The sequence below is a fragment of the Vreelandella sedimenti genome, from assembly GCF_013416325.1.
GTDB lineage: Bacteria > Pseudomonadota > Gammaproteobacteria > Pseudomonadales > Halomonadaceae > Vreelandella > Vreelandella sedimenti.
The window spans coordinates 18,510-44,436 of the sequence record NZ_JACCGK010000023.1; the positions used below are offsets into that span (position 1 = coordinate 18,510).

At 55.4% G+C, this 25,927-nt stretch carries 24 protein-coding genes and 7 tRNA genes; 17 read left to right on the plus strand and 14 right to left on the minus strand.

Annotation, left to right across the window (positions count from 1 at the left end; genetic code table 11):
• Positions 1–65 precede the first annotated feature (65 nt).
• On the minus strand, positions 66–1,052 hold the full coding sequence (locus tag HZU72_RS20925) for a TRAP transporter substrate-binding protein (RefSeq protein WP_180095597.1): 987 nt from the start codon (positions 1,050–1,052) through the stop codon (positions 66–68).
• Positions 1,053–1,342: 290 nt separating this feature from the next.
• On the minus strand, positions 1,343–1,804 hold the full coding sequence (locus HZU72_RS20930; RefSeq protein ID WP_180095599.1) for a GlcG/HbpS family heme-binding protein: 462 nt from the start codon (positions 1,802–1,804) through the stop codon (positions 1,343–1,345).
• A gap of 252 nt (positions 1,805–2,056) precedes the next feature.
• Here HZU72_RS20930 and HZU72_RS20935 point away from each other — a divergent pair, with 252 nt between their 5' ends.
• Positions 2,057–2,740 carry a GntR family transcriptional regulator gene (locus HZU72_RS20935; protein WP_180095601.1) on the plus strand — a complete coding sequence of 228 codons (684 nt, stop codon included), beginning with the start codon at positions 2,057–2,059 and terminating at the stop codon, positions 2,738–2,740.
• Between the two features lie 4 nt (positions 2,741–2,744).
• Here HZU72_RS20935 and glcC read toward each other — a convergent pair whose 3' ends face one another.
• Positions 2,745–3,524, minus strand: a complete 780-nt coding sequence (glcC, locus tag HZU72_RS20940; RefSeq protein ID WP_180095603.1) for a transcriptional regulator GlcC — start codon at positions 3,522–3,524, stop codon at positions 2,745–2,747.
• 205 nt (positions 3,525–3,729) lie between these two features.
• On the opposite strand from glcC, the gene glcD reads away from it, so the two are divergent.
• The 4 genes from glcD (at position 3,730) to HZU72_RS20960 (ending at position 8,128) form a co-directional block, all read left to right on the plus strand.
• Positions 3,730–5,229 carry a glycolate oxidase subunit GlcD gene (gene glcD, locus HZU72_RS20945; protein WP_180095605.1) on the plus strand — a complete coding sequence of 500 codons (1,500 nt, stop codon included), beginning with the start codon at positions 3,730–3,732 and terminating at the stop codon, positions 5,227–5,229.
• Positions 5,230–5,288: 59 nt separating this feature from the next.
• Positions 5,289–6,383: a glycolate oxidase subunit GlcE gene (glcE, locus tag HZU72_RS20950; RefSeq protein WP_180095607.1), complete on the plus strand. Its 1,095-nt coding sequence runs from the start codon at positions 5,289–5,291 to the stop codon at positions 6,381–6,383.
• 14 nt (positions 6,384–6,397) lie between these two features.
• A complete protein-coding gene (gene glcF / locus HZU72_RS20955; RefSeq protein WP_180095609.1) occupies positions 6,398–7,630 on the plus strand; it encodes a glycolate oxidase subunit GlcF in 1,233 nt (410 codons plus the stop codon).
• Positions 7,631–7,723: 93 nt separating this feature from the next.
• On the plus strand, positions 7,724–8,128 hold the full coding sequence (locus HZU72_RS20960) for a heme-binding protein (RefSeq protein ID WP_022522231.1): 405 nt from the start codon (positions 7,724–7,726) through the stop codon (positions 8,126–8,128).
• A gap of 125 nt (positions 8,129–8,253) precedes the next feature.
• Here HZU72_RS20960 and HZU72_RS20965 read toward each other — a convergent pair.
• The 8 genes from HZU72_RS20965 to HZU72_RS21000 all read right to left on the minus strand — a co-directional run bounded on the left by HZU72_RS20965 (position 8,254) and on the right by HZU72_RS21000 (position 10,090).
• Positions 8,254–8,330 (minus strand) — tRNA-Asp (locus HZU72_RS20965).
• Positions 8,331–8,407: 77 nt separating this feature from the next.
• Positions 8,408–8,483 (minus strand) — tRNA-Val (locus tag HZU72_RS20970).
• 52 nt (positions 8,484–8,535) lie between these two features.
• A tRNA-Asp gene (locus HZU72_RS20975) sits at positions 8,536–8,612 on the minus strand.
• A gap of 40 nt (positions 8,613–8,652) precedes the next feature.
• A tRNA-Asp gene (locus HZU72_RS20980) sits at positions 8,653–8,729 on the minus strand.
• Between the two features lie 77 nt (positions 8,730–8,806).
• Positions 8,807–8,882: transfer RNA gene (locus tag HZU72_RS20985), tRNA-Val, on the minus strand.
• Positions 8,883–8,934: 52 nt separating this feature from the next.
• Positions 8,935–9,011, minus strand: a tRNA-Asp gene (locus tag HZU72_RS20990).
• 73 nt (positions 9,012–9,084) lie between these two features.
• Positions 9,085–9,160, minus strand: a tRNA-Val gene (locus tag HZU72_RS20995).
• Positions 9,161–9,292: 132 nt separating this feature from the next.
• The gene (locus HZU72_RS21000; protein WP_180095611.1) at positions 9,293–10,090 is read right to left on the minus strand and encodes an alpha/beta fold hydrolase; all 798 of its coding nucleotides are present in this window, start codon (positions 10,088–10,090) and stop codon (positions 9,293–9,295) included.
• A 164-nt stretch (positions 10,091–10,254) separates the two neighbouring features.
• Here HZU72_RS21000 and ccoN point away from each other — a divergent pair, with 164 nt between their 5' ends.
• From ccoN to fnr, 11 genes are all read left to right on the plus strand, one after another.
• Positions 10,255–11,679: a cytochrome-c oxidase, cbb3-type subunit I gene (gene ccoN / locus HZU72_RS21005; protein ID WP_180095613.1), complete on the plus strand. Its 1,425-nt coding sequence runs from the start codon at positions 10,255–10,257 to the stop codon at positions 11,677–11,679.
• 19 nt (positions 11,680–11,698) lie between these two features.
• A complete protein-coding gene (gene ccoO, locus HZU72_RS21010) occupies positions 11,699–12,307 on the plus strand; it encodes a cytochrome-c oxidase, cbb3-type subunit II (protein WP_022522228.1) in 609 nt (202 codons plus the stop codon).
• A 3-nt stretch (positions 12,308–12,310) separates the two neighbouring features.
• Entirely contained in the window at positions 12,311–12,535 is a 225-nt protein-coding gene (locus HZU72_RS21015; protein ID WP_022522227.1) for a CcoQ/FixQ family Cbb3-type cytochrome c oxidase assembly chaperone, read from the plus strand.
• Positions 12,532–13,461 carry a cytochrome-c oxidase, cbb3-type subunit III gene (gene ccoP, locus HZU72_RS21020; protein ID WP_180095615.1) on the plus strand — a complete coding sequence of 310 codons (930 nt, stop codon included), beginning with the start codon at positions 12,532–12,534 and terminating at the stop codon, positions 13,459–13,461. Before HZU72_RS21015 ends, ccoP begins: the two co-directional genes overlap by 4 nt.
• Positions 13,462–13,681: 220 nt before the next feature.
• Complete coding sequence (gene ccoG, locus HZU72_RS21025) at positions 13,682–15,118, plus strand: cytochrome c oxidase accessory protein CcoG (protein ID WP_180095617.1); 1,437 nt, start codon at positions 13,682–13,684, stop codon at positions 15,116–15,118.
• A 6-nt stretch (positions 15,119–15,124) separates the two neighbouring features.
• On the plus strand, positions 15,125–15,658 hold the full coding sequence (locus HZU72_RS21030; RefSeq protein WP_180095619.1) for a FixH family protein: 534 nt from the start codon (positions 15,125–15,127) through the stop codon (positions 15,656–15,658).
• On the plus strand, positions 15,655–18,138 hold the full coding sequence (locus HZU72_RS21035) for a heavy metal translocating P-type ATPase (RefSeq protein ID WP_180095621.1): 2,484 nt from the start codon (positions 15,655–15,657) through the stop codon (positions 18,136–18,138). Before HZU72_RS21030 ends, HZU72_RS21035 begins: the two co-directional genes overlap by 4 nt.
• Positions 18,135–18,380, plus strand: coding sequence for a cbb3-type cytochrome oxidase assembly protein CcoS (gene ccoS / locus HZU72_RS21040; protein WP_180095623.1), 246 nt, complete (start codon positions 18,135–18,137; stop codon positions 18,378–18,380). The genes HZU72_RS21035 and ccoS overlap by 4 nt, the downstream gene beginning before the upstream one ends.
• Complete coding sequence (locus HZU72_RS21045) at positions 18,377–19,069, plus strand: sulfite exporter TauE/SafE family protein (protein ID WP_180095625.1); 693 nt, start codon at positions 18,377–18,379, stop codon at positions 19,067–19,069. Before ccoS ends, HZU72_RS21045 begins: the two co-directional genes overlap by 4 nt.
• 78 nt (positions 19,070–19,147) lie before the next feature.
• The gene (gene hemN / locus HZU72_RS21050; RefSeq protein ID WP_180095626.1) at positions 19,148–20,581 is read left to right on the plus strand and encodes an oxygen-independent coproporphyrinogen III oxidase; all 1,434 of its coding nucleotides are present in this window, start codon (positions 19,148–19,150) and stop codon (positions 20,579–20,581) included.
• A gap of 97 nt (positions 20,582–20,678) precedes the next feature.
• The gene (fnr, locus tag HZU72_RS21055; protein WP_180095628.1) at positions 20,679–21,425 is read left to right on the plus strand and encodes a fumarate/nitrate reduction transcriptional regulator Fnr; all 747 of its coding nucleotides are present in this window, start codon (positions 20,679–20,681) and stop codon (positions 21,423–21,425) included.
• Here fnr and ttcA read toward each other — a convergent pair.
• The 3 genes from ttcA to HZU72_RS21070 all read right to left on the minus strand — a co-directional run bounded on the left by ttcA (position 21,418) and on the right by HZU72_RS21070 (position 24,955).
• A complete protein-coding gene (gene ttcA, locus HZU72_RS21060; RefSeq protein ID WP_180095630.1) occupies positions 21,418–22,338 on the minus strand; it encodes a tRNA 2-thiocytidine(32) synthetase TtcA in 921 nt (306 codons plus the stop codon). The two genes, fnr and ttcA, sit on opposite strands and share 8 nt — an antisense overlap.
• A gap of 110 nt (positions 22,339–22,448) precedes the next feature.
• The gene (locus tag HZU72_RS21065) at positions 22,449–23,102 is read right to left on the minus strand and encodes a 3'-5' exonuclease family protein (RefSeq protein WP_180095656.1); all 654 of its coding nucleotides are present in this window, start codon (positions 23,100–23,102) and stop codon (positions 22,449–22,451) included.
• Between the two features lie 5 nt (positions 23,103–23,107).
• The gene (locus tag HZU72_RS21070; protein ID WP_180095632.1) at positions 23,108–24,955 is read right to left on the minus strand and encodes a DUF294 nucleotidyltransferase-like domain-containing protein; all 1,848 of its coding nucleotides are present in this window, start codon (positions 24,953–24,955) and stop codon (positions 23,108–23,110) included.
• 707 nt (positions 24,956–25,662) lie between these two features.
• Between HZU72_RS21070 and HZU72_RS21075 the strand changes: the two genes are divergently transcribed.
• Positions 25,663–25,923 (plus strand): DUF4212 domain-containing protein, encoded by a 261-nt coding sequence (locus tag HZU72_RS21075; RefSeq protein ID WP_007113808.1) that lies wholly within the window; start codon positions 25,663–25,665, stop codon positions 25,921–25,923.
• The last annotated feature ends 4 nt before the right edge of the window (positions 25,924–25,927 follow it).

Consider the following 25,927-nt stretch of genomic DNA (forward strand, 5'->3'; position numbering starts at 1 on the left):
AGGAAGAACCGCCCGGCCAGGGCGGTCCATGGGTTGGTTCAGAGAGATTGAGACTGCAGTGAAATTCAGCCTTCCTCACCAAGCTCCAACACGCGGTCGACCAGGTCGCCACCGCCTTCCACTTCCTCGTCGAAGCGTTCGTAGACTGGGCCACTGGCATCGATGAAGGCCTGCTTGTCAGCCTCGTTGATTTCCATGCCGGCCTCTTCCATCGCGCCTAGGAGTTCCTCATCCTGCTCGGCGGCTGTCTCGTAGACGAAATCCTGGATCCCCTGGGCAGTTTCCTCTAGCACGTCACGCACGTCTTCCGGCAGGTCCTCCCAGTGGCTCTTGGATACCACCACATAGGCAGGCGTGTAGACGTGATTGGTCATGGAGAGATAGTCCTGCACCTCCTGGAACTTCTGGGAATGGATCTGCACCAAAGGGTTTTCCTGTCCGTCCATGGTGCCGGTTTGCAGCGCGGTAAAGACTTCCGAGAGTGCCATGGGTGAAGGGTTAGCACCGTATTCCTCGAACATGCGCACCCGCCACGCGCCCGCAGGGGTCCGCAGCTTCAAACCATCCAGATCTTCCGGGGTATTGATGGGCCGCTCGTTGTTGGTGATCTGGCGGAAGCCATTCTCCCAGACGGCGAGGATCTTGTAGCCTTCCTCCTCCACCAGCGGATAGAGATCGGGTTCGATGACCTCCTCGATGACGCGCTTCATGTGGTCGCGATTCTGGATCAGATAGGGCATCTCGAACAGACCGAATTCATCCACCACTGAGGACATCACCGTGGAGGGCAGCGTAAAGGTCAGTTGGCCGAGCTTGAGCTTCTGCATCATGGAGTTGTCGCCACCTAGCTGGCTCGAACCATAGGCCTGCACCTTGTAGTCGTCACCCAGTTGCTCATTGGCCCGTTTGGCGAATTCATTCACGGACGTATCGAACAACGAACCGGGATTACCTACGTGGCCGAACTGCAGCTCGGTCTGGGCCATGCCGAGCCCCGGCGTCAGGCTCAGTGCCAGTGAGGCGCTCACGAATGCTGTCTTGATATTTTTCATTGGATACTCCAGTGCTGGCTTGTTGTTGTTGTGCGCGTGCTGCCCAGGTCGGCGCTCCTTTAAGGTTACCTGGGTATCGGTGCGGTCGCCTGGGCGCGTGACGACGAACCAACCCACCACTACTCGTCTGGCGAAGCGGCAAGTCAGACCGTCATGCATTCAATTTGAATTCAAAATTCAGAATTAGGTATTAAACTTTAGTCGTCGGGTTATGAGTAAAAATGAATAATCCATTCCACTCAATGGCTTGTCGAAAACAACGAAACAAAATCGGCAATGCTGGAGACGCTTTATTCGGGCTCAAGCCCCCACTTGAGTCCGGCAGCTTCTATTCCCGCGATAACGACCTGCTGGTCTTCTTCCGACGAAGCGCCGCTAGCACCCATTGCTCCAATCACGCAATCCTGCGCGTCTAGCACTGGAACACCTCCTGCAACCGCGACAAAATGGCCCTGGGATGCCGCCGAAACGCTGGATACAAACGCGGGTCGCTCCGCATTGCGCTCCCCAACAACACCGCTGGCAACACCGATACCCAGTGCGGCATACGCTTTGCCTTGTGCCACCGGGTGGCGAAGCGGGGCGCAGCCGTCTTCACGTTCTGCAGCCACCAGATTGCCCCCCCCGTCCAGCACCACCAGCGTTAATGGGGGTAAGTTCAGCGCTCGCGCCTTCATAATTGCGGCATCGATCATCTGACGAGCCTGCTTCCGCGTGAGCTGCACGCTACACTTAAATACTTGGCCAGCCATATTCTGCTCCGTTTGTGTTGAGTGAATGATTGCTAAATTGCTGATAGACATGAACTGCCGGAGAATAGAAATAGCAACTGTGTCAACTGACCACAACTAAAGAATATTGAATTCATAATCTATTTTGGAGATCATTCCCACTATCGTCATGACGCAAACCCGAATCTCCATATACACATACGGTTCCGGTAATATTGGGTAGCCAAGGGATAGGTGACGAGCCGAATGGCCCTCAGGTAAAGAGAAACGAATATGACCAAGATTTTGCAGCGCAATTTATATCGTGAAGTAGCCGATAGAATTGGCGACCTAATTGAGCACGGCGAACTTTTGCCTGGCGAGCGTATCTCTGAAAAACAGCTTTGCGATCGTTTTGGGGTATCGCGCACGCCTTTGCGCGAAGCGCTGAAAGTGCTCGCCACTGAAGGGCTCATCGAGCTGCTACCCAATCGGGGTGCACGGGTGGTGCGGCTGACCTTAAAAAACGTTAAAGACACCTATGACCTGATGGCCGCACTGGAGGGATTATCGGGGGAGCTTGCCTGTCAGTACATCAGCGACGCTGAAATTGCCGCCATTCGTCAGCTACACGATACAATGTTGGAACACTACCGCAACCGGGATCTAATGCCCTATTTCCAGGTGAATCGGCAGATTCACGAAAGCATTCTGGCAGCGTCTAATAACGATGTACTACAGGAAATGTATAGCAATTTAAGCCAGCGCGTAAAGCGGGTTCGTTACTCGAAGCAGATGACCGAACGCTACTGGAGTCAAGCGGTAAAAGATCATGAAAATATGATGGCGGCACTTGAAAAGCGCGACAGCCAATCACTCGGGCAAATTCTACGTGACCACCTTTGCAACAAGATTGAAGTAGCCACCTTAGCGGGCGTGATTGACACTGAAGATGATAAAAGTGTGGCCAATAGCTAATAAGTTACTGCCACTCTTCAAGGCGCATGGAGGAACGTTCTAGCCGTTCGTGCTCCTCTTCTAAATCACGCAGCAGTTGGCTAATGCTGGAGAGGTGCTCTAGTGCCACCTGTTCGGCCTGCTCCGCCTCGCCGTTGACTACGGCCTCATGCAACTGCGCATGCTGCTGATTGATCATTGTCCTGGGTGCTGGCAAGTGATAAAGGTGCTTGACCGAGGCAAACACCGAGCTGAGTAGTAAATCGGTCAGGCTCTGCAGTGTATGCACCAACACCGGGTTGTGGGACGCCTGGGAGACCGCCAGGTGAAAGGCGTGATCCAGCCTGGCTAGACGCTCGACATCAATGCTTTCTGCGCTTTCCGCGTAGTCGGCCATTTCACGATAGCGTCGGGTGATCAGCACCCGGTCGGCGGATGTGCCACGGCTTGCCGCTAACCGCGCCGACTCCCCTTCCAGCAGGGCGCGCACTTCTAACAGATCAAACAGCGTGCGCGGATGATCTTTAAACAGATGCATCAATGGGCTTTGGTTACCCACTGGCAAAAGTGTCGCGACCGTCGAGCCGTGGCCCTGGCGGGTATCGATAATTCCTTTACTGCGCAGAATTCTCAACCCCTCACGCAGCGAAGCACGGGAGACACCCAGCCGATCACACAGCCGCCGCTCAGAAGGAAGCAACTGGCCGGGCCGAAAAACACCATCAAGAATTAAACGCTCAAGCCGGGTAGCCACCTGTTCCGGCATTCGCAGCCCGGGTGACAAGGCTTGATTCTCCTCTGGCATGTTAACTCTCCTGATCGGCTATATGTCCAGCTTGCCAGTACTAAACTCAGTACTAAACAAAGAAGACATCACTGTCGACTAATTACTGGTCAGACCAATGCACCACGACCTAGACAGGCCGGCAAAAAAAGCCCAAATTGAGGCCATGATAACTACAGAACGTTTTAGCATTTACTTTTAACGATAATAAGCATGGGATGTCGTAATGAATATCCTTTTTGATGAGCGCCTGGACGGCGAACTGGTTCGGCGCGATAAAAGCGAGGTCTTAACCGACCTGCAGCAAGCCGTTCCCGATATGACGCTGCTGCATCGCGAAGAAGACCTGCGCCCCTTTGAGTGCGATGGACTGGCGGCCTATCGCGTGCTACCGATGCTGGTGGCGCTACCTGAAACCTTTGATCAGGTGAAAGAGCTACTCAAGCGCTGCCATGCCCTTAGCGTACCAGTAGTCACCCGCGGCGCAGGTACTGGGCTTTCCGGCGGCGCGCTGCCGCTGGAACGGGGCGTGCTTTTAGTGATGTCGCGCTTTAGCCAGATTCTCAAAGTCGACCCTGATGCCCGCCTGGCGCGGGTTCAGCCCGGCGTGCGCAATCTGGCAATTTCTGAAGCCGCTGCGCCTTACGGCCTCTACTACGCGCCGGACCCATCTTCGCAAATTGCCTGCTCCATTGGCGGTAACGTGGCCGAAAATGCCGGCGGCGTGCACTGCTTAAAATATGGCCTGACGGTGCATAACGTCATGCGCGTCGATGTGCTCACGATTGAGGGCGAGCACATGACGCTGGGCGCGGAGTCTTTTGATGCGCCAGGCTTCGATCTACTGGCATTGATGAACGGCTCGGAGGGCATGCTAGGCGTCGTTACAGAGATCACTGTCAAGCTACTGCCCAAGCCGGAAACCGCCAAAGTGCTGATGGCGAGCTTCGACGATGTCGAGAAAGCCGGTCGTGCCGTCGGCGATATCATTGCCGCAGGCATTATTCCTGGTGGCCTGGAGATGATGGACAAACTCGCCATCAAAGCTGCCGAGGATTTTGTCAAAGCCGGCTATCCCCTCGATGCCGAGGCGATTCTGCTCTGCGAACTGGATGGCGTTGAAGCCGACGTGGACGACGACTGCGATACCGTACGCCGGGTGCTAGAGAAAGCTGGGGCCACCAATATTCAGCAGGCCCACGATGAAGCCGAGCGCGCCAAGTTCTGGGCTGGGCGTAAAAATGCCTTCCCTGCAGTGGGCCGTATGTCACCGGATTACTACTGCATGGATGGCACTATCCCCCGCCGAGAGCTCCCCCGCGTACTGAAAGGTATTGCCGCGCTTTCCGAAGAGAGCGGCCTGGCAGTGGCCAACGTGTTCCACGCCGGCGATGGCAATATGCACCCGCTGATCCTATTTGATGCCAATAAAGAAGGCCAACTGGCACTTGCCGAAGAGGTGGGCGGCAAGATTCTGGAACTCTGCGTGGCCGCGGGTGGTTCGATCACCGGTGAGCATGGCGTTGGGCGCGAAAAAATCAATCAAATGTGCAGCCAATTCCAGGCGGATGAAATCAGTGTTTTTCATGCCTTGAAAGCCGCCTTTGATCCACAGCGACTGCTCAACCCCGGCAAGAATATTCCGACGCTGGCGCGCTGCGCCGAGTTTGGTGCCATGCATGTGCATAACAACGAACTACCGCACCCGGAGCTACCGCGCTTCTAGCAGTGAGCCAAGCCGAAGCTAAGACAATAAATTAGCCAAGATTAATAGTGGGAAAGACCATGACCGAACGAGCGATTGCTGACCGCGATATCGCTGATGCCCTGTGTGAACAGGTGCGCAGCGCCTATGACGCACGCACACCGCTTCGCATTGTAGGCGGAGATACCCGCGCATTTTATGGCCGACCGGTAGAAGGCCAAGCACTACAGATGGCCGAACATAGTGGCATTGTGAGCTATGACCCGGTGGAGCTGGTAGTGACCGTGCGCGCTGGCACTCGGCTTAGCGACCTGCAGGAAGTACTGGCGGAGAAGCACCAAATGCTGGGCTTTGAGCCGCCCATGTTTGGTGAAGCGTCTACCATTGGTGGCGCCGTGGCCACCGGCCTCTCCGGCCCACGCCGCCCCTGGGCAGGCGCAGCCCGTGACTTTGTGCTGGGCACGCGAATAATCACCCAAGAGGGTAAACTCCTCCGCTTTGGCGGCGAAGTGATGAAAAATGTCGCCGGTTACGACCTGTCGCGCCTGATGGCAGGCGCCCAGGGCACGCTCGGCGTATTGACCGACATCTCCTTTAAAGTGCTGCCTATTCCTACCGCGACTCACAGCCTGCGCTTAACCATTGAGCTGGATGAGGCACTTAAAAAACTCGCCGAACTGGGCCGAAAACCGCTACCGATTACCGCCGCCGCTTGGCACCACGGCGAACTGTTTTTGCGCTTGGAAGGCGGCAAAAGCTCTGTGGCCGCAACCCAGGCAAGTCTAGGTGGCAAGCCACTGGATGCCAGCTTCTGGCAAGAGCTACGCGACCATGCTCACGCATTTTTCACCTGTAGCGCCGACCAATCGCTGTGGCGGTTGTCACTACCGCCCAACACCGCACCGCTGGTGCTGGATATTCCCGAGGCCGATATTTTTTACGACTGGGCGGGCAGCCAGCGCTGGGTGAAAACCACACTGGATGCCAGTACCCTACGCGATGCCTGTAGCGCAGTAGGCGGCCACGCCACTTGCTACACACCTCAGCTTCAGGGCGGCGCCGCAGATCCGTTCACACCGCTCAATACAGTGGTGGAGAAATATCATCGCAATCTAAAGGCGGAGCTGGATGCCCATGGCATTTTTAACCCCGGTCGTCTTTATGCGGCGTTTTAATCAGGAGAGCTGACATGCAGACGCACTTTACCGATGCCGACCTTCAGAAGCCGCATATTCAAGAAGCAGATCGCATACTGCGCACCTGCGTGCACTGCGGTTTCTGTAACGCCACCTGCCCGACGTACCAGTTGTTAGGCGATGAGCGTGATGGCCCTCGTGGGCGTATCTATCTAATGAAAGAGCTGCTGGAGAGCCGCGACGATGACGATCAGGTCACCGATGAGACGCGCCTGCATCTCGATCGCTGCCTGACCTGTCTTAACTGTGAAACCACTTGCCCCTCGGGGGTGGAGTACCACAAGCTGCTCAACATTGGCCGTGCTGAAATCGAACGCCGCGTGCCCCGGCCAGCGGCCGAACGTGCCCAGCGCTATGCACTACGCAAGATGCTGGTCGACCCCAAGCGCTTTCAGGCGCTGCTTAAGCTAGGGCAAACCTTTAAGCCGTTGGTGCCTAGCAAGCTACGCAGTAAAATGCCTGCCGCCCCAGTGGATGCTGGCGCGCGCCCTGATACCAACCGCCATACCCGGCAGGTGTTAATTTTGGAAGGCTGCGTACAGCCGGGGCTTTCACCCAATACCAATGCTGCCACCGCGCGGATTCTTGACCGGCTTGGCATTAGCATAACGCCAGTGGCTGAAGCAGGCTGCTGCGGCGCCGTTGATTTCCACCTCAACGCCCAGGACGACGGGCGTGCTCGCATGCGCGCCAATATTGATGCCTGGTGGCCGTACATTGAACAAGGCGCCGAAGCCATTGTGCAAACCGCCAGCGGCTGCGGCGCTTTCGTCAAAGAGTATGGCGACATGCTCAAAGATGATCCCGATTACGCTGCAAAAGCACAAAAGGTCAGCATCCTGGCTAAGGATATTGTTGAAATTCTGCGCGATGAGCCGCTTGACGCCTTGAACGTAAAAGCGTCAAAGCGACTAGCGTTCCACTGCCCCTGTACGCTGCAGCACGCCCAGAAGCTTAACGGTGCGGTCGAAGGCGTGCTGAGCAAGCTTGGCTTCGCGCTAACCCCGGTGCAGGATGCGCATCTTTGCTGCGGTTCGGCGGGTACCTATTCGATCACCCAACCCGAACTGGCCACCCAACTGCGCGACAATAAGCTCAATGCGCTGGAGGCCGGTGACCCAGAGGTGATTGTGACGGCTAATATCGGTTGTCAGACCCACTTGGCGGGCGCCAATCGCACCCCGGTACGCCACTGGGTTGAGATCGTCGATGCAGCGCTCACTTAACGCTTCACTACTAACGCTTTACCCTTAACCCCAAGCCGCGCAGATTTTTAACAGCGCGGCTATTTTCACTCCTCCCTTAACAAGGATTTAAACATGCAAACAAAAGCCATTCTCGCTCAGAGCGATGTGATCAACGTACTCGATGCCGCGCAGAAAGAGGCTGACAGCAACAGCTGGCCGGTGACCATCGCAGTAACCGACGACGGAGGCCACCTGCTGGCGCTGCGGCGTTTGGATGGCGCAGCCCCTTTCAGCGCCGAAGTCGCTACGCAAAAAGCGCGCAGTGCGGCGCTAGGCCGTAAAGAGACCCAGGTGTTTGAAGAGATGATTAATGGCGGCCGCACTGCATTTGTCACCGCACCGCTGCAAGGCCTGCTTTCAGGTGGCGTGCCGATTACTGTTGACGGTCATGTAGTAGGTGCCGTGGGCATTTCCGGCGTAAAACCCGACCAGGATGTGCAAGTTGCCAAAGCAGGTGTTGCCGCGATTACGGGCTAAAGACTGCAAATTAATACGCAGACATACGAAAAAGCCCGGATCAATGATCCGGGCTTTTTTGGATTCGTTCGGCTAATGCCGATAAATTGCTACCAACTCAAATGACTAACAAGACAAATGCTTAATGGCGGACCGGACGAGACTCGAACTCGCGACCTCCGGCGTGACAGGCCGGCATTCTAACCGACTGAACTACCGGTCCACGTTAAAGCACTTTTACAACAACCATCAAAGCTAACATTTATAAGCGGTTCAGAAGCGCTTCTAAGAGATAGTCGATGGTGGGTGGTACTGGGTTCGAACCAGTGACCCCCAGCTTGTAAGGCTGGTGCTCTCCCAACTGAGCTAACCACCCAATCTATTGGTAAGTATTTGCTGTGCTTACCAACCCAGCTTAGCAGTTATCGTGGCGGACCGGACGAGACTCGAACTCGCGACCTCCGGCGTGACAGGCCGGCATTCTAACCGACTGAACTACCGGTCCGAATAGCGATAACAACTATTAGCACACTGTGACTTGATGATGGCGGACCGGACGAGACTCGAACTCGCGACCTCCGGCGTGACAGGCCGGCATTCTAACCGACTGAACTACCGGTCCACGTTAAAGCACTTTTACAACAACCATCAAAGCTAACATTTATAAGCGGTTCAGAAGCGCTTCTAAGAGATAGTCGATGGTGGGTGGTACTGGGTTCGAACCAGTGACCCCCAGCTTGTAAGGCTGGTGCTCTCCCAACTGAGCTAACCACCCAATCTATTGGTAAGTATTTGCTGTGCTTACCAACCCAGCTTAGCAGTTATCGTGGCGGACCGGACGAGACTCGAACTCGCGACCTCCGGCGTGACAGGCCGGCATTCTAACCGACTGAACTACCGGTCCGTTATGCACATCAAATACAGGTCTTACTAGTTACTGCTTTTACATTTCCAGACCATCTTTCAACCGCTTAAGATGGTGGGTGGTACTGGGTTCGAACCAGTGACCCCCAGCTTGTAAGGCTGGTGCTCTCCCAACTGAGCTAACCACCCGCTGGTCACGTGGCGCTGCATTCTACAGAAAGCTTACCGAATGTCAATNGCTGGTCACGTGGCGCTGCATTCTACAGAAAGCTTACCGAATGTCAATATGCTGCATTTAAAAACCGTATTCTAAACTAGGATTTAAAACAGCGCGTTACTCTCTTCCGTAAGGCCTGTGCCATGAGCGCGGACGAAGGATGCCGCAACTTGGGTAGCCTCGTCAATCAAAACCGTTTGGGTCAGGCCAGAAAATCGTCGTGGCTTAAAGTCATGGTCACCATCTTTCAGCCAAGCAAGCTGCGCGTTTGGCGGTAGTGTATAGCCAACCACCTCTTCTCGAGTACCGAAAGGATCACGCTCGCCCTGTAAAATCAGCATGGGGCAGGCTATCTTGGGCCAGTGATCCAGACGAAGCTTGTCAGGCGCTTTAGTAGGATGAAACGGGTAACCTGCTACCACTACACCCGGCACAGCGCCCTTGCATGGCTGTTCATTGGCTAGCTGGTTACTGGTTGACTGTTTACTGGCAAATAGTGTCGCCACGCGGCCGCCCATCGATTTCCCACCTACCCATAGTGGTCCATCTAACAGAGAAACAAGGAGTGCGTACCACTCGGTAAACTGAGCAAGGGTTTGGGCAATAGGTGGCGGTGGTCGTCGTTTACCGGTTTCCTGCATCTGCTGCATATAGGGAAAGTCAATACATAGAACTTGAACACCCCGGGCAGCCAGCGAGGTGACAAATTGACGCATGAAAGGAGACTGCTGCCCCGCCCCTGCGCCATGGGCAAACAGCAACCGACCTAGCCTGGCGTGACCATGAACGGTCAACGGCCCCATGCCCTGCACCAGAAAGGCGCCATTTGGCTGGCGCCTAAGTGCCTCTTTTAATCCCTTGGGAGCCACCTCGATATATCCAGACAAAGAGTAATGTGACACCTATCGCTCCTGATAATTCAGTCTTTAACCAATTGGTGTGTTCAGGTTAAGCCCTGGCTGCGCTAGAATCTTGGTCGGATCTTGACCTGCATCATCAAGCGGGTGGTCGCACCCGTGCAAAATGCCACGGGTTACCCCCTAACCGCGTTCGATGGGAACATGACATGAGCACAGCATTTGAACACCCGACCTACAACTACAAGGTAGTTCGGCAGTTCGCGATTATGACCGTTGTGTGGGGCATTGTGGGAATGACAGTGGGTGTCATCCTCGCCTCGCAACTGGTTTGGCCGCAACTGAACCTTGGCATACCTTGGACTAGCTTTGGGCGCCTGCGTCCGTTACACACTAACGCCGTAATTTTCGCCTTTGGCGGTTCGGCGCTCTTTGCCACGTCGTACTACGTTGTCCAGCGTACCTGTCAGACACGGCTTTTCTCTGACAAGTTAGCGGCCTTTACGTTTTGGGGCTGGCAAGCGGTCATTATTTCAGCCGTAGTGTCGCTGCCCATGGGCTACACCACGACCAAGGAGTACGCTGAGCTTGAGTGGCCGATCAATATTTTGATCGCGGTCGTATGGATCAGCTACGCCATTGTGTTCCTAATGACGATCAAAAAACGCACCACGTCGCATATTTATGTGGCGAACTGGTTCTTCGCGGCGTTTATTTTGACCGTTGCGGTGCTGCATATCGTCAACAACGCGGCCATCCCAGTGACCCCCATGTACTCCACCTCAATCTATGCCGGTGCAGTGGATGCGATGGTGCAGTGGTGGTACGGACACAACGCGGTAGGCTTCTTTCTGACTGCAGGCTTCCTGGGCATGATGTACTACTTCGTGCCGAAGCAGGCTGAACGTCCAATCTACTCCTACCGCCTTTCAATCGTCCACTTCTGGGCATTGATCATGATCTACATGTGGGCAGGCCCTCACCACCTGCACTACACAGCGCTGCCGAACTGGGCACAGTCGTTGGGTATGATTATGTCGATCATCCTGCTGGCTCCCTCCTGGGGTGGCATGATCAACGGCATGATGACCCTGTCAGGGGCTTGGCATAAGCTGCGCACGGATCCCACGCTACGCTTCTTGGTGGTTGCTCTGTCGTTCTATGGCATGTCTACCTTTGAAGGCCCGATGATGGCGATTAAGACCGTCAACGCGCTTTCGCACTACACTGATTGGACCATTGGTCACGTTCACTCCGGTGCGCTTGGCTGGGTAGCGATGATCACCATCGGCTCGATGTATCACCTGATCCCGCGCGTCTTTGGTCGCACTGAAATGTACTCGGTCAACCTGATCGCCGTGCACTTCTGGCTAGCCACGATCGGCACCGTGCTGTACATCGCCTCCATGTGGGTTAACGGTATTCTGCAAGGCTTGATGTGGCGTGCGATCAACCCTGACGGCACCTTGATGTACACCTTTGTTGAAGCCGTTGAAGCCAGCGCACCGGGCTACTTTGTTCGCTTAATCGGCGGCCTCTTCTGGGTCACCGGCATGCTGATAATGGCGTTCAACGTTTACATGACCGTTAAGCGTCGTGAGGCCATCAGCCATTCAGCGCCACAAGCTGCTTAAACCGGGGAAGTTGAGACCAATGAAACACGAGATTGTCGAAAAGAACGTTGGCCTGCTTGCCGTGTTGATCCTTGTCGTGATCAGTTTCGGCGGCTTGGCTGAGGTGGTTCCACTGTTTTTCCAGAAGCAGACCACCGAGCCGGTTGAAGGCCTGGAGCCGCTGTCAGCCCTGGAGCTGGAAGGCCGTGATATCTATCGCCGCGAAGGTTGCGTGGGCTGTCACTCGCAAATGGTGCGCCCGTTCCGTGCGGAAACCGAGCGCTATGGTCACTACAATGTGGCGGGCGAGCAGGTGTATGAGCACAACTTCCTATGGGGCTCCAAGCGCACCGGGCCAGACTTGGCGCGTGTTGGCGGCCGCTATAGCGACGACTGGCACCGTGCTCACCTCTACAACCCCCGGGATGTAGTCCCTGAATCGGTAATGCCGGCTTACCCCTGGCTGTTTGAAAACACCCTCGATGGTGATGCCACTCCCCAAAAGATGCGTACGCTGCGTCAACTGGGTGTGCCCTATACCGACGAAGATATTGCCAACGCTACTGACGACGTACGTGGCACCCAGGAAATCACGGCCCTGGTCGCGTACTTACAGCAGCTCGGAACCGTGCTCGAGGGTACTCGCTAAGTTATGGATACGGGAACTTTTCGCGGTCTCATCACGCTAATCTTGATTTTCGCGTTTATCGGCATTGCCCTCTGGGCGTACTCCAAGCGACGCAAGCCAGATTTCGACGAAGCGGCTAATTTGCCCTTTGCAGACGACGATGAGCAACCGACCAGTGACAAGCACGCTTCGCGTGAACGCGACAGCGAAGCGCATTCCCGCGACGACAGGGGAGATAAGAATATATGAGTAATCTATGGGGTGACTCCCTATCCGGCTTCTGGAGCGCCTGGATAATTATCATTACGCTGGGCACGATTGCGCTGAGCGTATGGATACTGCTGGCCAACCGCCGTACCGATAAAACGCCTGACGCGGACGGTAACGTTGAAACCACCGGCCACGCCGCCGATGGCATCGAAGAATATGACAACCCGCTGCCAAAGTGGTGGTTCCAGCTATTCGTTTTAACAGTGGTCTTTGCACTGGGTTACTTGGTGCTTTATCCCGGCCTGGGCAACTACGCGGGGATATTGGGCTGGTCGCAAGAGGGGCAATGGGAAGAGGAAGTGGCTCAAGCCGAAGAGCGCTTCACGCCGATTTTTGCCCAGTATCAGGAGGTGCCCATTCCTGAGCTTGCCGAAGATCCGGAGGCGATGCAGGTCGCCGAGCGGGTTTACCAGAACAACTGTGCGGTGTGTCACGGCTCCAACGCTCAGGGCGGTTATGGCTTTCCCAACCTGACCGACGACGACTGGCTATACGGCGGTGAACCAGAAAATATCCTGACCACCCTCAACCAAGGTCGCAACGGCAACATGCCTGCTTGGCAACAGTTGGGGCAGGAGAATATTGAGAACCTGACGCAGTATGTTTTGTCGCTTTCTGAAGAAGAGCACGATGCTGAGCGCGCGGCGAGTGGCGAAAGCACCTTCGGGGCGGTATGCGCAGCTTGCCACGGCCCCAGCGGCACGGGTAACACGGCACTTGGCGCACCCAACCTGACCGATAACACTTGGCTTTATCTGGCACCCGGCCAGGAAGTCGGTGACTCTATCCGTCAAACGCTGCGTAACGGTCGTAACGGTCATATGCCTGCGCAAGCGGCCTATATTGGTGAAGAGCGAGTTCACCTGGTTGCCGCCTATGTGTATAGCCTGCGCTTAGCGGACTGATTGACCGCTGACAGATAGCTGTTACCGTCAGCAACGCTAGCCAAGCAAGGGTGCGGCCCCAAACCGCACCCTTTCTTTATACCCAACCCGATACAATATTAACGAAACACCTAGACCGCGACTAAGCATCATATTTAACAAAGCACATGATTTAACTGAGCATTTCGTTTAGCTGAAGAAAGGTGTCACCTCTCCTGCCTTCTGAGCCGGGAATATCGCCATGGAAAAGATACCAAGCCAAGATGTCACGCCGAACCCGGTGGGGCATCACGTCCCCTCTGAAACGGTTACCCAGGAAATGTACGCCAAGCGGCGACACATTTACGTACGCGAAATTAAAGGCGTTTTCCAGAAGCTACGGCGCAGTACCAACTGGGCGTTAATGCTGGCATTTTTTCTCTTACCGTGGATTAACATCGGTGGTCGGCCGTTAATTCTATTCGACCTGCCTAACCGTGAATTCCATATTTTTAGCGCCACTTTTTACCCGCAGGAGTTCATTCTGCTGTCATGGCTGCTGATTATCTGCGCCTTTGGGCTTTTTTTTATTACCGTTTTTGCGGGCCGGGTCTGGTGTGGTTACACCTGCCCGCAAAGCGTTTGGACGTTTCTATTCATTTGGCTTGAACACCGTATCGAGGGCTCACGCAATCGGCGCATCAAGCTCGATAATCAACCGATGACCGCCGATAAAGCGTGGCGCAAGGTGGCTAAACACACGGCCTGGCTACTCATTGCCCTCGCCACCGGTATCACCTTTGTAGGTTACTTCACGCCGATTCGCGATTTAGTGACAGAGCTCCCCACCTTTGAAGCCCACGGCTGGTCTTACTTCTGGGTCGGCTTTTTTCTGGTATTTACTTACCTCAACGCTGGCTGGCTGCGCGAGCAGGTGTGCATCTACATGTGTCCCTATGCGCGTTTCCAATCGGTCATGTTTGACCGCGACACATTGATCGTCTCCTACGATGAATCACGTGGTGAGCCCCGTGGTCATCGCAAAAAAAGCCTGAGCCATTTAGAAGCCCGCGAGGCAGGCTATGGCGACTGTATCGACTGTGATCTTTGCGTGCAGGTCTGCCCCACCGGTATCGATATCCGCGATGGACTGCAGTACGAGTGTATTACCTGCGCCGCCTGTATCGATGCCTGCGATAGCGTGATGGATAAAATGGGCTACCCGCGGGGCTTGGTGCGCTACACCACCGAAAACGCCCTAGAGGGTAAAAAGACCCATATCATGCGCCCACGCCTGCTCGGCTATTTCGCTGCCCTGGTACTGATGGTGGGCACCTTTGCCTGGGCCATTAACGACCGCATGCCACTCAATTTTGATGCTGAGCGCGAGCGCACCCAACTCTACCAAGTGACCCGCGACGGTCAGATTAGCAATGTATTTAGCCTGACCATTCGTAACCTGGATGATCAAGACCACACCTACCAGCTCAGCGTGGCTGGATTGCCCAGCCTCACTCTAGACAGCAGTACTATTAGCGTACCCGCTGGGGAGGCGCGCTTCGAAGCCGTCACCGTGACCGCCGATCCCGACGATTTACAGCTACCCAGCCACCCCATTGTATTCACGTTGCAGGCTCAACAGGATACGGAGATTCGCGTCGAGCGCGAAACCAGCTTCCTGGGCAACATTAGGAGATAATTAACTATGTCATCCCTACCCTCTGGCGATAAGGTGACGCCTTGGTATAAGCAGTTTTGGCCGTGGTTTTTAATCGGCATTCTGCTCTCATCCATTATGTTTAGTATTACCTTTGCCGTTATGTCGGTTAAGAGCTTCGATGGCATGGTTGTTCAGGAAGATTATTACAAGCATGGCAAAGCCATCAATATGGTGCTTGCCAAGCAGGATCGTGCCCGTGAACTGAACCTGAGCGCGGATTTGCGCCTTGACCCACTCACCAGCGATATTGTGATTGATTTAAGCGGCGATGCTCGCCCCGACGTGCTCTACCTAGACCTTATCTTCCCCACCGAAGATGATCGTGACCAGTCGTTCGTACTCGAGCATGTCCGCGATGGTCGCTACGTTACTCAAGGGCCCGACAACCTGCGTTACCGCTGGTATCTGCAGATTCAGCCCGCGCAGGAAAATGCCGATTGGCGCCTTACCGGTGAGGCCACATTCCCCGATGAAAACAGCGTCACACTACTGCCGGGAGGACGCAAAGCAAGCGAATGAGCAACGCCGCGCCCTGCTATCACTGTGGTAACCCGGTGCCCGCTGGGGCTCCCTGGTCGCTTACCCTTGATGATCATGCCCACCCGCTTTGCTGCCCTGGCTGCGAAGCGGTGGCCCATGCCATCGTCGATGGGGGCCTTGAAAGCTACTACCGCTACCGCACCGAACTACCCGAACGCCCTGATGAACGCCAGGCTGCCAAGGCCGATACCTGGTCGGTGTTTGACGACCCCGGCCTGCAGGCACAGTTTGTTCACCCCGACGGAGATGAGGGCAACGTCAAAGCAACCCTCGCCATCGAAGGCATTACCTGTGCTGCTTGCGCCTGGCTGATCGAGCACCGCCTGAATGCCTTAACGGGAATTGCCTCCAGCGCAGTGAACTTAACTCACCACCGCCTGCGGGTGAGCTGGGATCCTCAGCAGTTGAAGCTCTCGCAACTGCTGGCCGAACTCGCCGCCATTGGCTACGAGGCCCAGCCCTACGAGCCCGATCAAGCCCAGGCACGCCTGCAACATGAAGAGCGCATGAACGTACGTCGGCTGATTATTGCCGCCGTCGGCATGATGCAGGTGATGATGTTCTCGATCCCGACCTATGTCTCTGGGCCCGGTGAAATCAGCGACGACTTCTACGCGCTATTCCACTGGCTCTCCTTTGCCCTGGCCACGCCGGTGGTGTTTTTCTCCGCCCAGCCGTTTTTCCGCAACGCCCTGCGCGACCTGCGCACCGGCGTACTGGGCATGGATGTGCCGGTGTCACTGGCAATCGGCGGGGCTTATCTTGCCAGCAGCTATGCGGTGCTGTTTGACATGGGCGAGGTCTATTTTGACTCGGTGACCATGTTCACCTTCTTCTTACTGTTTGGCCGCTACGTCGAGAGTCGCGCCAGGCGCCGCAGCGGGCATAGCGGCAATGCGCTGAGCGGCGTGCTGCCGATTTCGGCCACACGGCTGGAAACCGACGGCAGCGAGCGCATTCTGCCCGCCAGCGAACTCACTTACGGCGATCGCGTATTGATCAAGCCCGGCCATGGCGTGCCTGCCGATGGCATCATCGAGGAGGGTGAATCGAGCCTGGATGAATCAATGCTGACCGGCGAATACCTACCAGTAACCCGCCGAGTGGGCGACCGCATTACCGGCGGTAGCCAAAACATGGAAAACCCGCTGGTGATAAGGGTTACCCACGCCGGGCGCGATGCCCGTGTGGCGGGTATCGTCGATCTTACCGACCGTGCCTTTGCCAGTCGCCCACGGCTGGCCCAGATGGCTGCGCGCATGGCGCACCTATTCGTGCTGCGCCTGCTGGTAGTAACGGCTTGCGTAACCCTCGCCTGGTGGTTTATCGACCCTTCACGGATGCTCTGGGTGCTACTTTCGGTGCTAGTGGTGACCTGCCCCTGTGCCTTGGCGTTGGCCACTCCCGCGGCACTGGCAGCTGGCCATGGCCAACTGCGAAAGCGCGGCGTCTTGATCACCCGCGCTGATGCCATGGAGACGCTCTCTAACGTTACCCAGGTGATTTTTGATAAAACCGGCACCCTGACCCGCGGCGAAATGCACCTTACCCAAACCCAGCCCTTTGGTGAATTAACCGCCGAGCGTGCACGGGCCATTGCCGCCGCCCTTGAGGCCCACTCGGAACACCCGATCGCCCGCGCCTTTCGACCATTCCGCGATGCAACACTGCAAGCCAAAGATATTCACAGCCACACAGGGCAAGGGCTCGAAGGGAGCCTAAACGGCGCTCGTTGGCGGTTGGGCAAGCCCAGGTTTGCAATAAATGGCGCAATGGATAGCGCAATGGATAGCGCCGTGGATAACGTCATGGCGGCGCCTGCCAAAGGCCAATGGCTGCTGCTTAGTGAAAACGGTGCACCCCGCGCCTGGTTTGGCCTGCACGACGGCGTTCGCGACGACGCTGCAGCCACGATCAAAGCCCTCCAGGCTCTGGGCTTAAGCGTGGAGCTGCTATCTGGTGACACCGAAGATGCCGTGGAAAGCCTAGCCGATCAGCTCAATATTGCCATCTGGCATGCAGGCACCAGCCCGGAAGGCAAGCTTGCCCGAATGAAAGAGCTTCAAGCTGCAGGCGAAACCGTGGTGATGATTGGTGACGGCATTAACGACGTGCCGGTGTTAGCCGGTGCCGATGTGGCGATTGCCATGAATGGCGCGACGGATCTAGCCCGCACCCGTGCCGACGCGGTGCTACTCAGCCCACGCCTGATGCGGATTTTTGAGGCCATCGAGATTTCCCGCGCCACCCGGCGTATCATGCGCCAGAACATGATTTGGTCAGTGTGCTACAACTTTTCGGCGCTGCCGCTGGCGGCGATGGGGCTGGTGCCACCCTGGCTAGCCGCGATTGGAATGTCGCTTAGCTCGCTAGTAGTGGTGGGTAATGCCCTGCGACTGTCGCGCTGGCGACCTCAGCCCGCGACAACGCTCGACACTTCAACACCGGTGACCGCATGACGATTCTTTATCTGCTGATCCCGCTTTCCCTGATTTTGCTGGGCCTCGCCGTCTGGGCATTTTTCTGGGCGGTGAAAAATGATCAGTTCGACGACCTAGAAGGTCCAGCGCACCGTATTCTATTTGATGAGGATGAAAACGATCTCAGCCCTGAGCAGCGCCGCCAGCGTCAGCAGGCGAAGCCAAGACCTTCCGAACCATCCACGGTAGACACACCCGACGACCAAGAGCCTCGGCCATGAATCCAACGGGGCTTGATCTGCCGCCGCTAATGGCGGCGTTTGTGTTTGGCTTGATGGGCGGCGCCCACTGCATTGGTATGTGTGGCGGTATTATGAGCGCGCTTACCTTTGCAGTCCCCCCCAGCATGCGTCATCCGGCGCGCATGGGAGGCCTGCTACTCAGCTACAATACAGGCCGCATTGTTAGCTATATGAGCGCAGGCGCGCTGGTGGCACTGCTAGGCACGCTGTTTTCCCTTTCTGCTACAGCACGCCTGCTACTCCAGGTATTCGCCGCGCTGATGCTGATCTTAATGGCGCTATATATTGCCAACTGGTGGAAAGGGCTGCTCAAAGTGGAGGCCGTTGGCCGGCGACTATGGCGCTTTATCGAACCCGTGGGGCGTCGCTTGATGCCCGTGGTGTATATTCCTCAAGCCTTTGCCCTGGGAACACTCTGGGGCTGGCTCCCTTGCGGGTTGGTCTACTCCATGTTGGCCTGGAGCTTAGCGATTGCCGACCCGCTTCAGGGCGCTCTACTCATGGGCGCCTTTGGGCTTGGTACCCTTCCTGCGCTGCTTGCTACTGGCCTCGCTGCCCGCCAGCTCAGCCATTTGATACGTCACCCCGCGACCCGCAGCGTGGCAGCGCTGACAATTATCGCTTTTGCGCTGTGGCAGCTTTGGACACTTTCGGCACACAACCTCTAATAGCATGACGTAGCGCAACATTTACCTCTTCACCACGGGTTAGGCTAGCGGCATTTCCTAACGTCGGAGCGCCCCTTCATGCCCGTTCATGCCCCTGCTGCCTTGCCTCTTGCACCCGCTGCTGCCGCAGCCCCTATGCAGCCGGTGTGGGATGAAGCGTTACTGCGTCGCTACGACACCAGCGGCCCACGCTACACCTCCTACCCAACGGCGCTATCGTTCCACGATCAATTTACCCCTAGCGACCTAACCCAGGCACTGGAGCGTAGCAATGCCAGAAAGCGACCGCTCTCGCTGTACGTTCATGTGCCCTTCTGCCGCAAAATCTGCTTCTACTGCGCGTGTAATAAAATCGCTACCAAAAACACTGCCCTTGCCGAGCCCTATATAGCCCGGCTTGACCGTGAAATGGTGCTGACCGCACGCCACTTGGATACGTCACGACCGGTGGAGCAGTTGCATTGGGGCGGTGGCACGCCAACATTTCTCAGTTTGAACCAGATGGGCGACCTGATTGACCGGCTGGATGCACGTTTTGGCCTTTCATCGTCTGCTGATCGCGATTACGCAATTGAAATAGATCCTCGCGAAGCGGATGTGTTTACTCTGCGCCACCTGCAGTCGCTCGGCTTTAATCGCATTAGTTTGGGGGTGCAGGATTTGAGCCCGCTGGTGCAGAAAGCGATTAACCGCATTCAGCCTCGGGTACTCACCGAGACGCTGATGGAGGAGGCGCATCGCCTGGGCTTTCGCTCGCTCAATCTCGATCTAATTTATGGTTTGCCATTTCAGACTGCAAAGAGCTTTGCCGACACCCTACGCCAAGTGATCGAGCTCAACCCGGCGCGCCTTTCTGTGTTTAATTACGCGCATATGCCCGAGCGTTTTGCCCCGCAGCGGCGCATTAATGTCGATGACTTGCCGGGTGGCGAAGAGAAGCTGGCGATTCTGCGCACCACCATTGAGATGCTCACCGCCGCTGGCTATGTGCATATTGGCATGGATCACTTTGCCCGTCCTGACGATAGCCTGGCTATTGCTCAGCGCGAAGGCTCGCTGCAGCGCAACTTCCAGGGCTATTCCAGCCATGCTCAGTGTGACTTAATCGGGCTTGGCGTATCGGCGATTTCCCGTATTGATGACGTCTATGCACAGAATCATTGCGATCTGGCCGGCTACGAAGCGGCGCTGGATCAAGGGCAGATTGCCACCGTGCGTGGCATGCGCTTAAGTGATGACGACCTGATCCGCAGGGATGTGATTGAGCGGTTGATGTGCGATATGAGCATTGACCTGACCGCTGTTAGCCAACGCTGGAACATTGATGCCCCCCGCTACTTTGCGTCAGCGCTTGAGCGCCTGCAGAGCGCCGAGCAGGATGGCCTGCTGGCGCGCAGCGGGGATCAGCTTAACGCCACGCCGATGGGGCGGCTGCTGATTCGCCATATAGCGATGGCGTTTGACGCCCACCTGCAACAGCAAACGGGCCAGCACTATTCAAAGATTGTTTAATCACCTATTGGCTATTGGCTATTGGCAGGCATGCTAAAGCTATTACAATAAATAAGGCTTTATAATTGATAAGCGTGAACCACTCAAGGAGCACCGCATGTTGGAACCCATAAGCCGTCGTCGCTCGCTACTCCACGAAGCTCGCTGCCAAACCTGCAGTTTGAGTTCTCTGTGCTTGCCGCTTGCCCTTGAGCTGGATGATATAAGGCAGTTCGACGCCATTATTCGTCGCCGTGCGCCACTCAAAAAAGGCGAGCCGCTGTTTCGTCAGGGCGACACCTTTACAAGCGTTTACGCAGTCCGTTCGGGCAGTTTGAAACAGATCACCGCCGAAGGTAACGGCAGCGAGCAGCTGACCAATTTCTACCTGCCCAGCGAATTGGTGGGATTGGATGGCATTGACGAAGAGCATTACCCCGGTAGCGTGATCGCGTTGGAAACGACGACCGTTTGCGAGATTCCTTTTGACCGCCTGGACTTACTCTCGGAGGAGCTGCCCGAATTGCGTGGTCAGCTTTATCGCAGCATGAGCAAAGAGTTACGCGATGACCGGCGCATGATGCGGCTACTTTCGCGTAAAACCGCTGATCAGCGGCTGGCGAGCTTTTTGATTACTCTTTCGGATCGTTTTCGTCGCCGGGGCTACTCGCCTTACAGCTTTCGCCTCTCAATGCCCAGGGCTGATATCGGCAACTACCTGGGCTTAGCGGTGGAAACGGTCAGCCGCATACTGAGCCGCTTCCAGCAGCAGAGCGTGGTGGCTGTCTCAGGGCGAGAGGTCAACATTCTCGATATGCCGCGCTTGATTACCCTCGCCGAAGAGGAAGAGCAAACGCTTAGCTGACGTTAAAGGCTTGGATGCGCCCCGCTAGTAGCTCTGCTTGCTTGGCCTCAAGACCTTCAAAATCGAACAGACTGCGGTCTGCCAACTGGGAAGGAGCAATGTTGGTGACGGCTTTGAACATGCTCTCCAGTCGACCCGGAAACTTTTTGTCCCACTCGGCAAGCATCTCTTTAACCACCTGGCGCTGCATATTAGGCTGTGAACCGCAAAGGTTGCAGGGAATAATCGGAAACGCCATCAGCCGCGAAAACTCGGCGATATCTGCCTCTTTGCAGTAGGCCAACGGCCGAATAACGATATTCTTCCCATCATCGGATAGCAGCTTTGGCGGCATTGCCTTCAGGTTGCCGCCAAAAAACATATTGAGAAACAGCGTTTCGAGAATATCTTCCCGGTGATGACCCAGGGCTATCTTATTGGCGCCAATCTCTTCGGCAAAGCCATACAACGAGCCGCGGCGCAGCCGTGAACAAAGCGCACAGGTGGTTTTACCTTCTGGGGTTTTCTCTTTTACCACCGAGTAAGTATCGCGCTCGACAATGTGGTACTCCACGCCCTGCTTATCCAGATACGCGGGCAATACGTGCTCAGGAAAACCCGGCTGTTTTTGATCCAGATTGACCGCTACCAGCGAAAAATTAACCGGCGCATTGCGCTGTAAATTGCGCAAAATCTCCAGCATCGTGTAGCTGTCCTTTCCACCAGAGAGGCAGACCATTACGCGATCGCCTTCATTGATCATTTGGTAATCAATGATCGCATTGCCCACTTCTCGGCGCAGACGCTTTTGCAGCTTGTTAAATTCACGCTTCTGCTTCGCATCAGCCAGCTCAGGCTGGTCGTGCTCAGCGTCAGCTGGGGTGGCTCCAACCGTATCAAGGTGAGCAGGATCAAAGTGATCAAGAGATTGCATGGTATAAGCACTGCCGAGGGTATGGTGAAGAGAAGAGGCGCTACAAAGAAATAATTGGGCACTATTCTAACAACACTCTTCGCCTTGACCCAACTACTCGTCGCTGCTCCCTAAGCAGCCTGCGCCATAATACGCTGCAGGCGCATATACAGCAGTGCGCTGGCGGTGGCCTCTCCAAGCACACTCTGCATGCCCGTGACGGGTACTTGCCAGCATGCCAACGCCTGGTCGAAGCTGCTGGGCGCTTCGACCTCCGGGTGCAAACGGCGCAGTTGGCGCTGATGCAGTTTTGCCACATCGACCTGGGCGTTGGGCAGAGCAAAATTCAGCCGCTTACTGAGCAGTGCATTCAATGCTCCAATGCTCTGCTCTAGCTGCCAGCCAACGATGGGGCGATTGCCGATAAATTCTACTAGCGCGCTCAAGTTATCACTATTGGGTGGCAGTATCTCCCCCGCCTCGCACAGCAAGTGATGACGGCGCAGCGTTGCGCTCTCGGGCTGCTTCGCGCTGCCAAGGGTGATCACAAAAGCGCGGCTGGTATGCACCTGCTGATGGCTCAGCACCACTGCCGCCACGCTGATCACAGGCGATGATTGCGAGGGCGTTGAGGTGCAGGCGAGCGCCACCAGCTCTTCGCCCATATAGGGCTGAAACAGCCAGGCATAGGGGGAGTCTGCACAGCGACGCCGGTCGCTTTCACGCCTTAACAAGGTGCGCAGCGAGCCGCTAAATAGCGTCACATGTCGATCTAACAGCCGCATTCCGCTCACGAATACTCCAAATGGTAACGATGGGAAAGCCGCTGCTTAAAGTCTTTGACAATATGCATCGCTTCGCGCAGTAGATCGCGCTCCAGGGAAGAGAGGTTCTGCACCACGACACGGTTAGCACGGCTGCTGCTTTGGGCGTTAGTTTCTTTCGCATCTGCAGAGGTTTCCAGCGTACTTAGCTGCTGTTTAAGGCGCAGCTCAGAAAAGAGCGCCAACGCTTCGCCCAGGTCATCGGCAAAACGGCGATCCAACCGCCCGTCAGCAGCCAGGGCATCCAAGCGATCAAACGTCGAGGTGGCTTTGATGCGCCGCTCAAGCGCCATGGTGCGCACGCCGTGAACGATAGGGAAAATACCGCCTTTCTTAATATCGATACCGTGCTGAGGCTTTTTCAGCGAACCAAATAGCGTCAGTGGCGTCGAGAAACGCAGCGCCGTGCGAGCAAAATAGGAGAGCAGCAGCTCATCGCCCGAGCAGCGTTCAAACAGCTCATCGCGGACGCTCTCAAGTAAGCTCGGGTTGCCCGCCACGCCATGAGCATCGAGCATAATGGCCAGCTTCATCAGGCTATCGCCATCACGCTCCCTGGCCCACTTGGCAATATTGCCTTTCCATTGGGATACTGTGGCCACCCACTCGTGGTTAGACACCATAATGTTGCCGGGGCACGGCGGATAACCAAGCTGAACCAGGGTATCGGTGAGCGCTTGCATATGGCTGGCAAGGTCAGGCCACTGGGTTTCATCGGCAAGAATCAAGCCGTTATCCTGATCCGTTTTTAGAATCTGTTCACCACGCCCTTCGCTGCCCATCACCATCATGCAGCTCTGCTCGTGATAGCGCTTATCGACAGTGAAATCCCAGGCCTTGCTAATAATACGGCCGTTTAGTGCCGCAAGCAGATCCATCGCAAAGCGTAGCTTAACGCCCTGGGCCATCAGCGCTTTGACCAGCTCCGGGGTACGCTGACTGGCAGCCGTAAGCGCCTCTAAGTTGGTCGCCTGCTCGACCTGCAGGCTCACCACGTAGCTACGGCTTGAGAAGTAGCTAAGCACGTCGGTGAGCTCTACAACGCCTTTCAAGACGTTTTTCTCCATCACTACTACCCGCGCCACTTTATGGCGGGTCATCAGCACCAATACTTCAAATAAGTACTGCTCCGGTGCGACGGTCACCAAGTTAAAGTGGGCGATCTCATCCACCGATGCCGTTACCGCGCTGCCCTTTAGCACTAAGGCGTTGAGCAGATCGGTTTTGGTCACCATGCCGAGGGTGTCGTCTTGGGTCGACACCAGTAGGCTGTCGGCGTGACTTTCGTTGAGCTGTTTTACAGCGCTAGCGATATCGGTCGTCGCTGCCATCAGCAGCGGTGCACGCATGCACTCGCTCACCTTGGCCAACATAAAGCCCGCCATGGTGACGCCGCCTTGGGCACGTTTTTCGGTCAGCAGGCGCGCCTTATGGGTCAGCGATTGGCGAAAAAAATTGCTAAAATCGGGATAGTGGCGACACAGCTGCTGAAACAGTGCTTTAGGCATTAGGTAGCACAGGCACTCCTGCTCAGCCTTAAAGCGGTAGCGGCTTTTACCGTTGAGAATACTGATCGCGCCAAACAAATCCCCTGCCGTGTAGTGGCCAATACGCGCGGTAGATGAGGGCAATGTCGGGTCGATTTCCGCCACTTCGCCTTTATGGATCAGATAAACAAACTCACCTGCTTGGCCAGTCTCTAAAATGATTTCGTCACGATCAAAATAGGCCAGATCAATGCCACGACGAATGTGGTCACGCCCCTCTTCGTCAAGGAGCGTAAACGGCAGTTGGGATAAATCCACATCGACCATAGGTGTGACCTCATTAAACGGGGCTGCGACTAACCGGGTTATGTCTTAACGCGAGCTAACAGACATAAGAAAAAATAAATAAACATCGTGACTCGATACTGATCCACATGAACTGACCCACTACAATGCTTCAAAAGAAGTTATCAATTATTATATGAAGGTGGATGTACGGGTATAAAGGATTCACTTCCCAAGTAGCAAGTAGAACCTTATTATACCTTTAGCTATCACGCTAAAGTCGAAGCGACTTTTGATACGCGACCAAAGTATTGATACTTACTAACCATGCTTCCAGTAAAATCCAGGACATGTATTTAAAGTAGCCAACAACTGCTTTTATTTGCTCACTAGACTATCGTCCTATAGCTCTGCAAACGCCTACAAAATTCGCTTAAACCGCTTCTAAAAACTCGCATTTTCAACAACATGCCTTTTACAAAAAGCCGCTTCGCCGTTTATTGATACCAAAGTCTGGGATTTATTTTTTGACGTTTATTGCCCAGTATTAACAATGAGTCATGCAGGGTAATCGCACGTCACTAACTAACTCGACATTTCATATCGAATAATAAGGTGACGTGCTAATAGAAGCTGACTCACCACTCCTATCGATAGGGTGGCTTTAGACGTGCGATTGCCCTGATGGGTCACACGCTATTCCTCGTGAACTTTCCCAACCTTAAAAATCACAAGTGGAGAGCAACACAATGGCAGATGACAAAACCAATGCTGCTGAATACTGGAAAGCAAACGTCCGCTTAATTTTCGGGTGCCTGGCTGTTTGGGCATTTGTTTCTTACGGATGCGCTATCCTCTTTCGCCCGCTGCTCGCCGGTATTCCGGTTGGTGGTACTGATCTTGGCTTCTGGTTTGCACAACAGGGCTCAATCCTAACGTTTATCGTGCTGATTTTCTTCTACGCCTGGAAGATGAACAAGCTCGATCAAAAATTTGGCCTTGGGGAGTAAGCCG

Bases quoted from the DNA above. Each gene is read 5' to 3' on its own strand.
- HZU72_RS20925 (WP_180095597.1), bottom strand. From the start codon at position 1,052: ATGAAAAATATCAAGACAGCATTCGTGAGCGCCTCACTGGCACTGAGC.
- HZU72_RS20930 (WP_180095599.1), bottom strand. From the start codon at position 1,804: ATGGCTGGCCAAGTATTTAAGTGTAGCGTGCAGCTCACGCGGAAGCAG.
- HZU72_RS20935 (WP_180095601.1), top strand. From the start codon at position 2,057: ATGACCAAGATTTTGCAGCGCAATTTATATCGTGAAGTAGCCGATAGA.
- glcC (WP_180095603.1), bottom strand. From the start codon at position 3,524: ATGCCAGAGGAGAATCAAGCCTTGTCACCCGGGCTGCGAATGCCGGAA.
- glcD (WP_180095605.1), top strand. From the start codon at position 3,730: ATGAATATCCTTTTTGATGAGCGCCTGGACGGCGAACTGGTTCGGCGC.
- glcE (WP_180095607.1), top strand. From the start codon at position 5,289: ATGACCGAACGAGCGATTGCTGACCGCGATATCGCTGATGCCCTGTGT.
- glcF (WP_180095609.1), top strand. From the start codon at position 6,398: ATGCAGACGCACTTTACCGATGCCGACCTTCAGAAGCCGCATATTCAA.
- HZU72_RS20960 (WP_022522231.1), top strand. From the start codon at position 7,724: ATGCAAACAAAAGCCATTCTCGCTCAGAGCGATGTGATCAACGTACTC.
- ccoN (WP_180095613.1), top strand. From the start codon at position 10,255: ATGAGCACAGCATTTGAACACCCGACCTACAACTACAAGGTAGTTCGG.
- ccoO (WP_022522228.1), top strand. From the start codon at position 11,699: ATGAAACACGAGATTGTCGAAAAGAACGTTGGCCTGCTTGCCGTGTTG.
- HZU72_RS21015 (WP_022522227.1), top strand. From the start codon at position 12,311: ATGGATACGGGAACTTTTCGCGGTCTCATCACGCTAATCTTGATTTTC.
- ccoP (WP_180095615.1), top strand. From the start codon at position 12,532: ATGAGTAATCTATGGGGTGACTCCCTATCCGGCTTCTGGAGCGCCTGG.
- ccoG (WP_180095617.1), top strand. From the start codon at position 13,682: ATGGAAAAGATACCAAGCCAAGATGTCACGCCGAACCCGGTGGGGCAT.
- HZU72_RS21030 (WP_180095619.1), top strand. From the start codon at position 15,125: ATGTCATCCCTACCCTCTGGCGATAAGGTGACGCCTTGGTATAAGCAG.
- HZU72_RS21035 (WP_180095621.1), top strand. From the start codon at position 15,655: ATGAGCAACGCCGCGCCCTGCTATCACTGTGGTAACCCGGTGCCCGCT.
- ccoS (WP_180095623.1), top strand. From the start codon at position 18,135: ATGACGATTCTTTATCTGCTGATCCCGCTTTCCCTGATTTTGCTGGGC.
- HZU72_RS21045 (WP_180095625.1), top strand. From the start codon at position 18,377: ATGAATCCAACGGGGCTTGATCTGCCGCCGCTAATGGCGGCGTTTGTG.
- hemN (WP_180095626.1), top strand. From the start codon at position 19,148: ATGCCCGTTCATGCCCCTGCTGCCTTGCCTCTTGCACCCGCTGCTGCC.
- fnr (WP_180095628.1), top strand. From the start codon at position 20,679: ATGTTGGAACCCATAAGCCGTCGTCGCTCGCTACTCCACGAAGCTCGC.
- ttcA (WP_180095630.1), bottom strand. From the start codon at position 22,338: ATGCAATCTCTTGATCACTTTGATCCTGCTCACCTTGATACGGTTGGA.
- HZU72_RS21065 (WP_180095656.1), bottom strand. From the start codon at position 23,102: ATGCGGCTGTTAGATCGACATGTGACGCTATTTAGCGGCTCGCTGCGC.
- HZU72_RS21070 (WP_180095632.1), bottom strand. From the start codon at position 24,955: ATGGTCGATGTGGATTTATCCCAACTGCCGTTTACGCTCCTTGACGAA.
- HZU72_RS21075 (WP_007113808.1), top strand. From the start codon at position 25,663: ATGGCAGATGACAAAACCAATGCTGCTGAATACTGGAAAGCAAACGTC.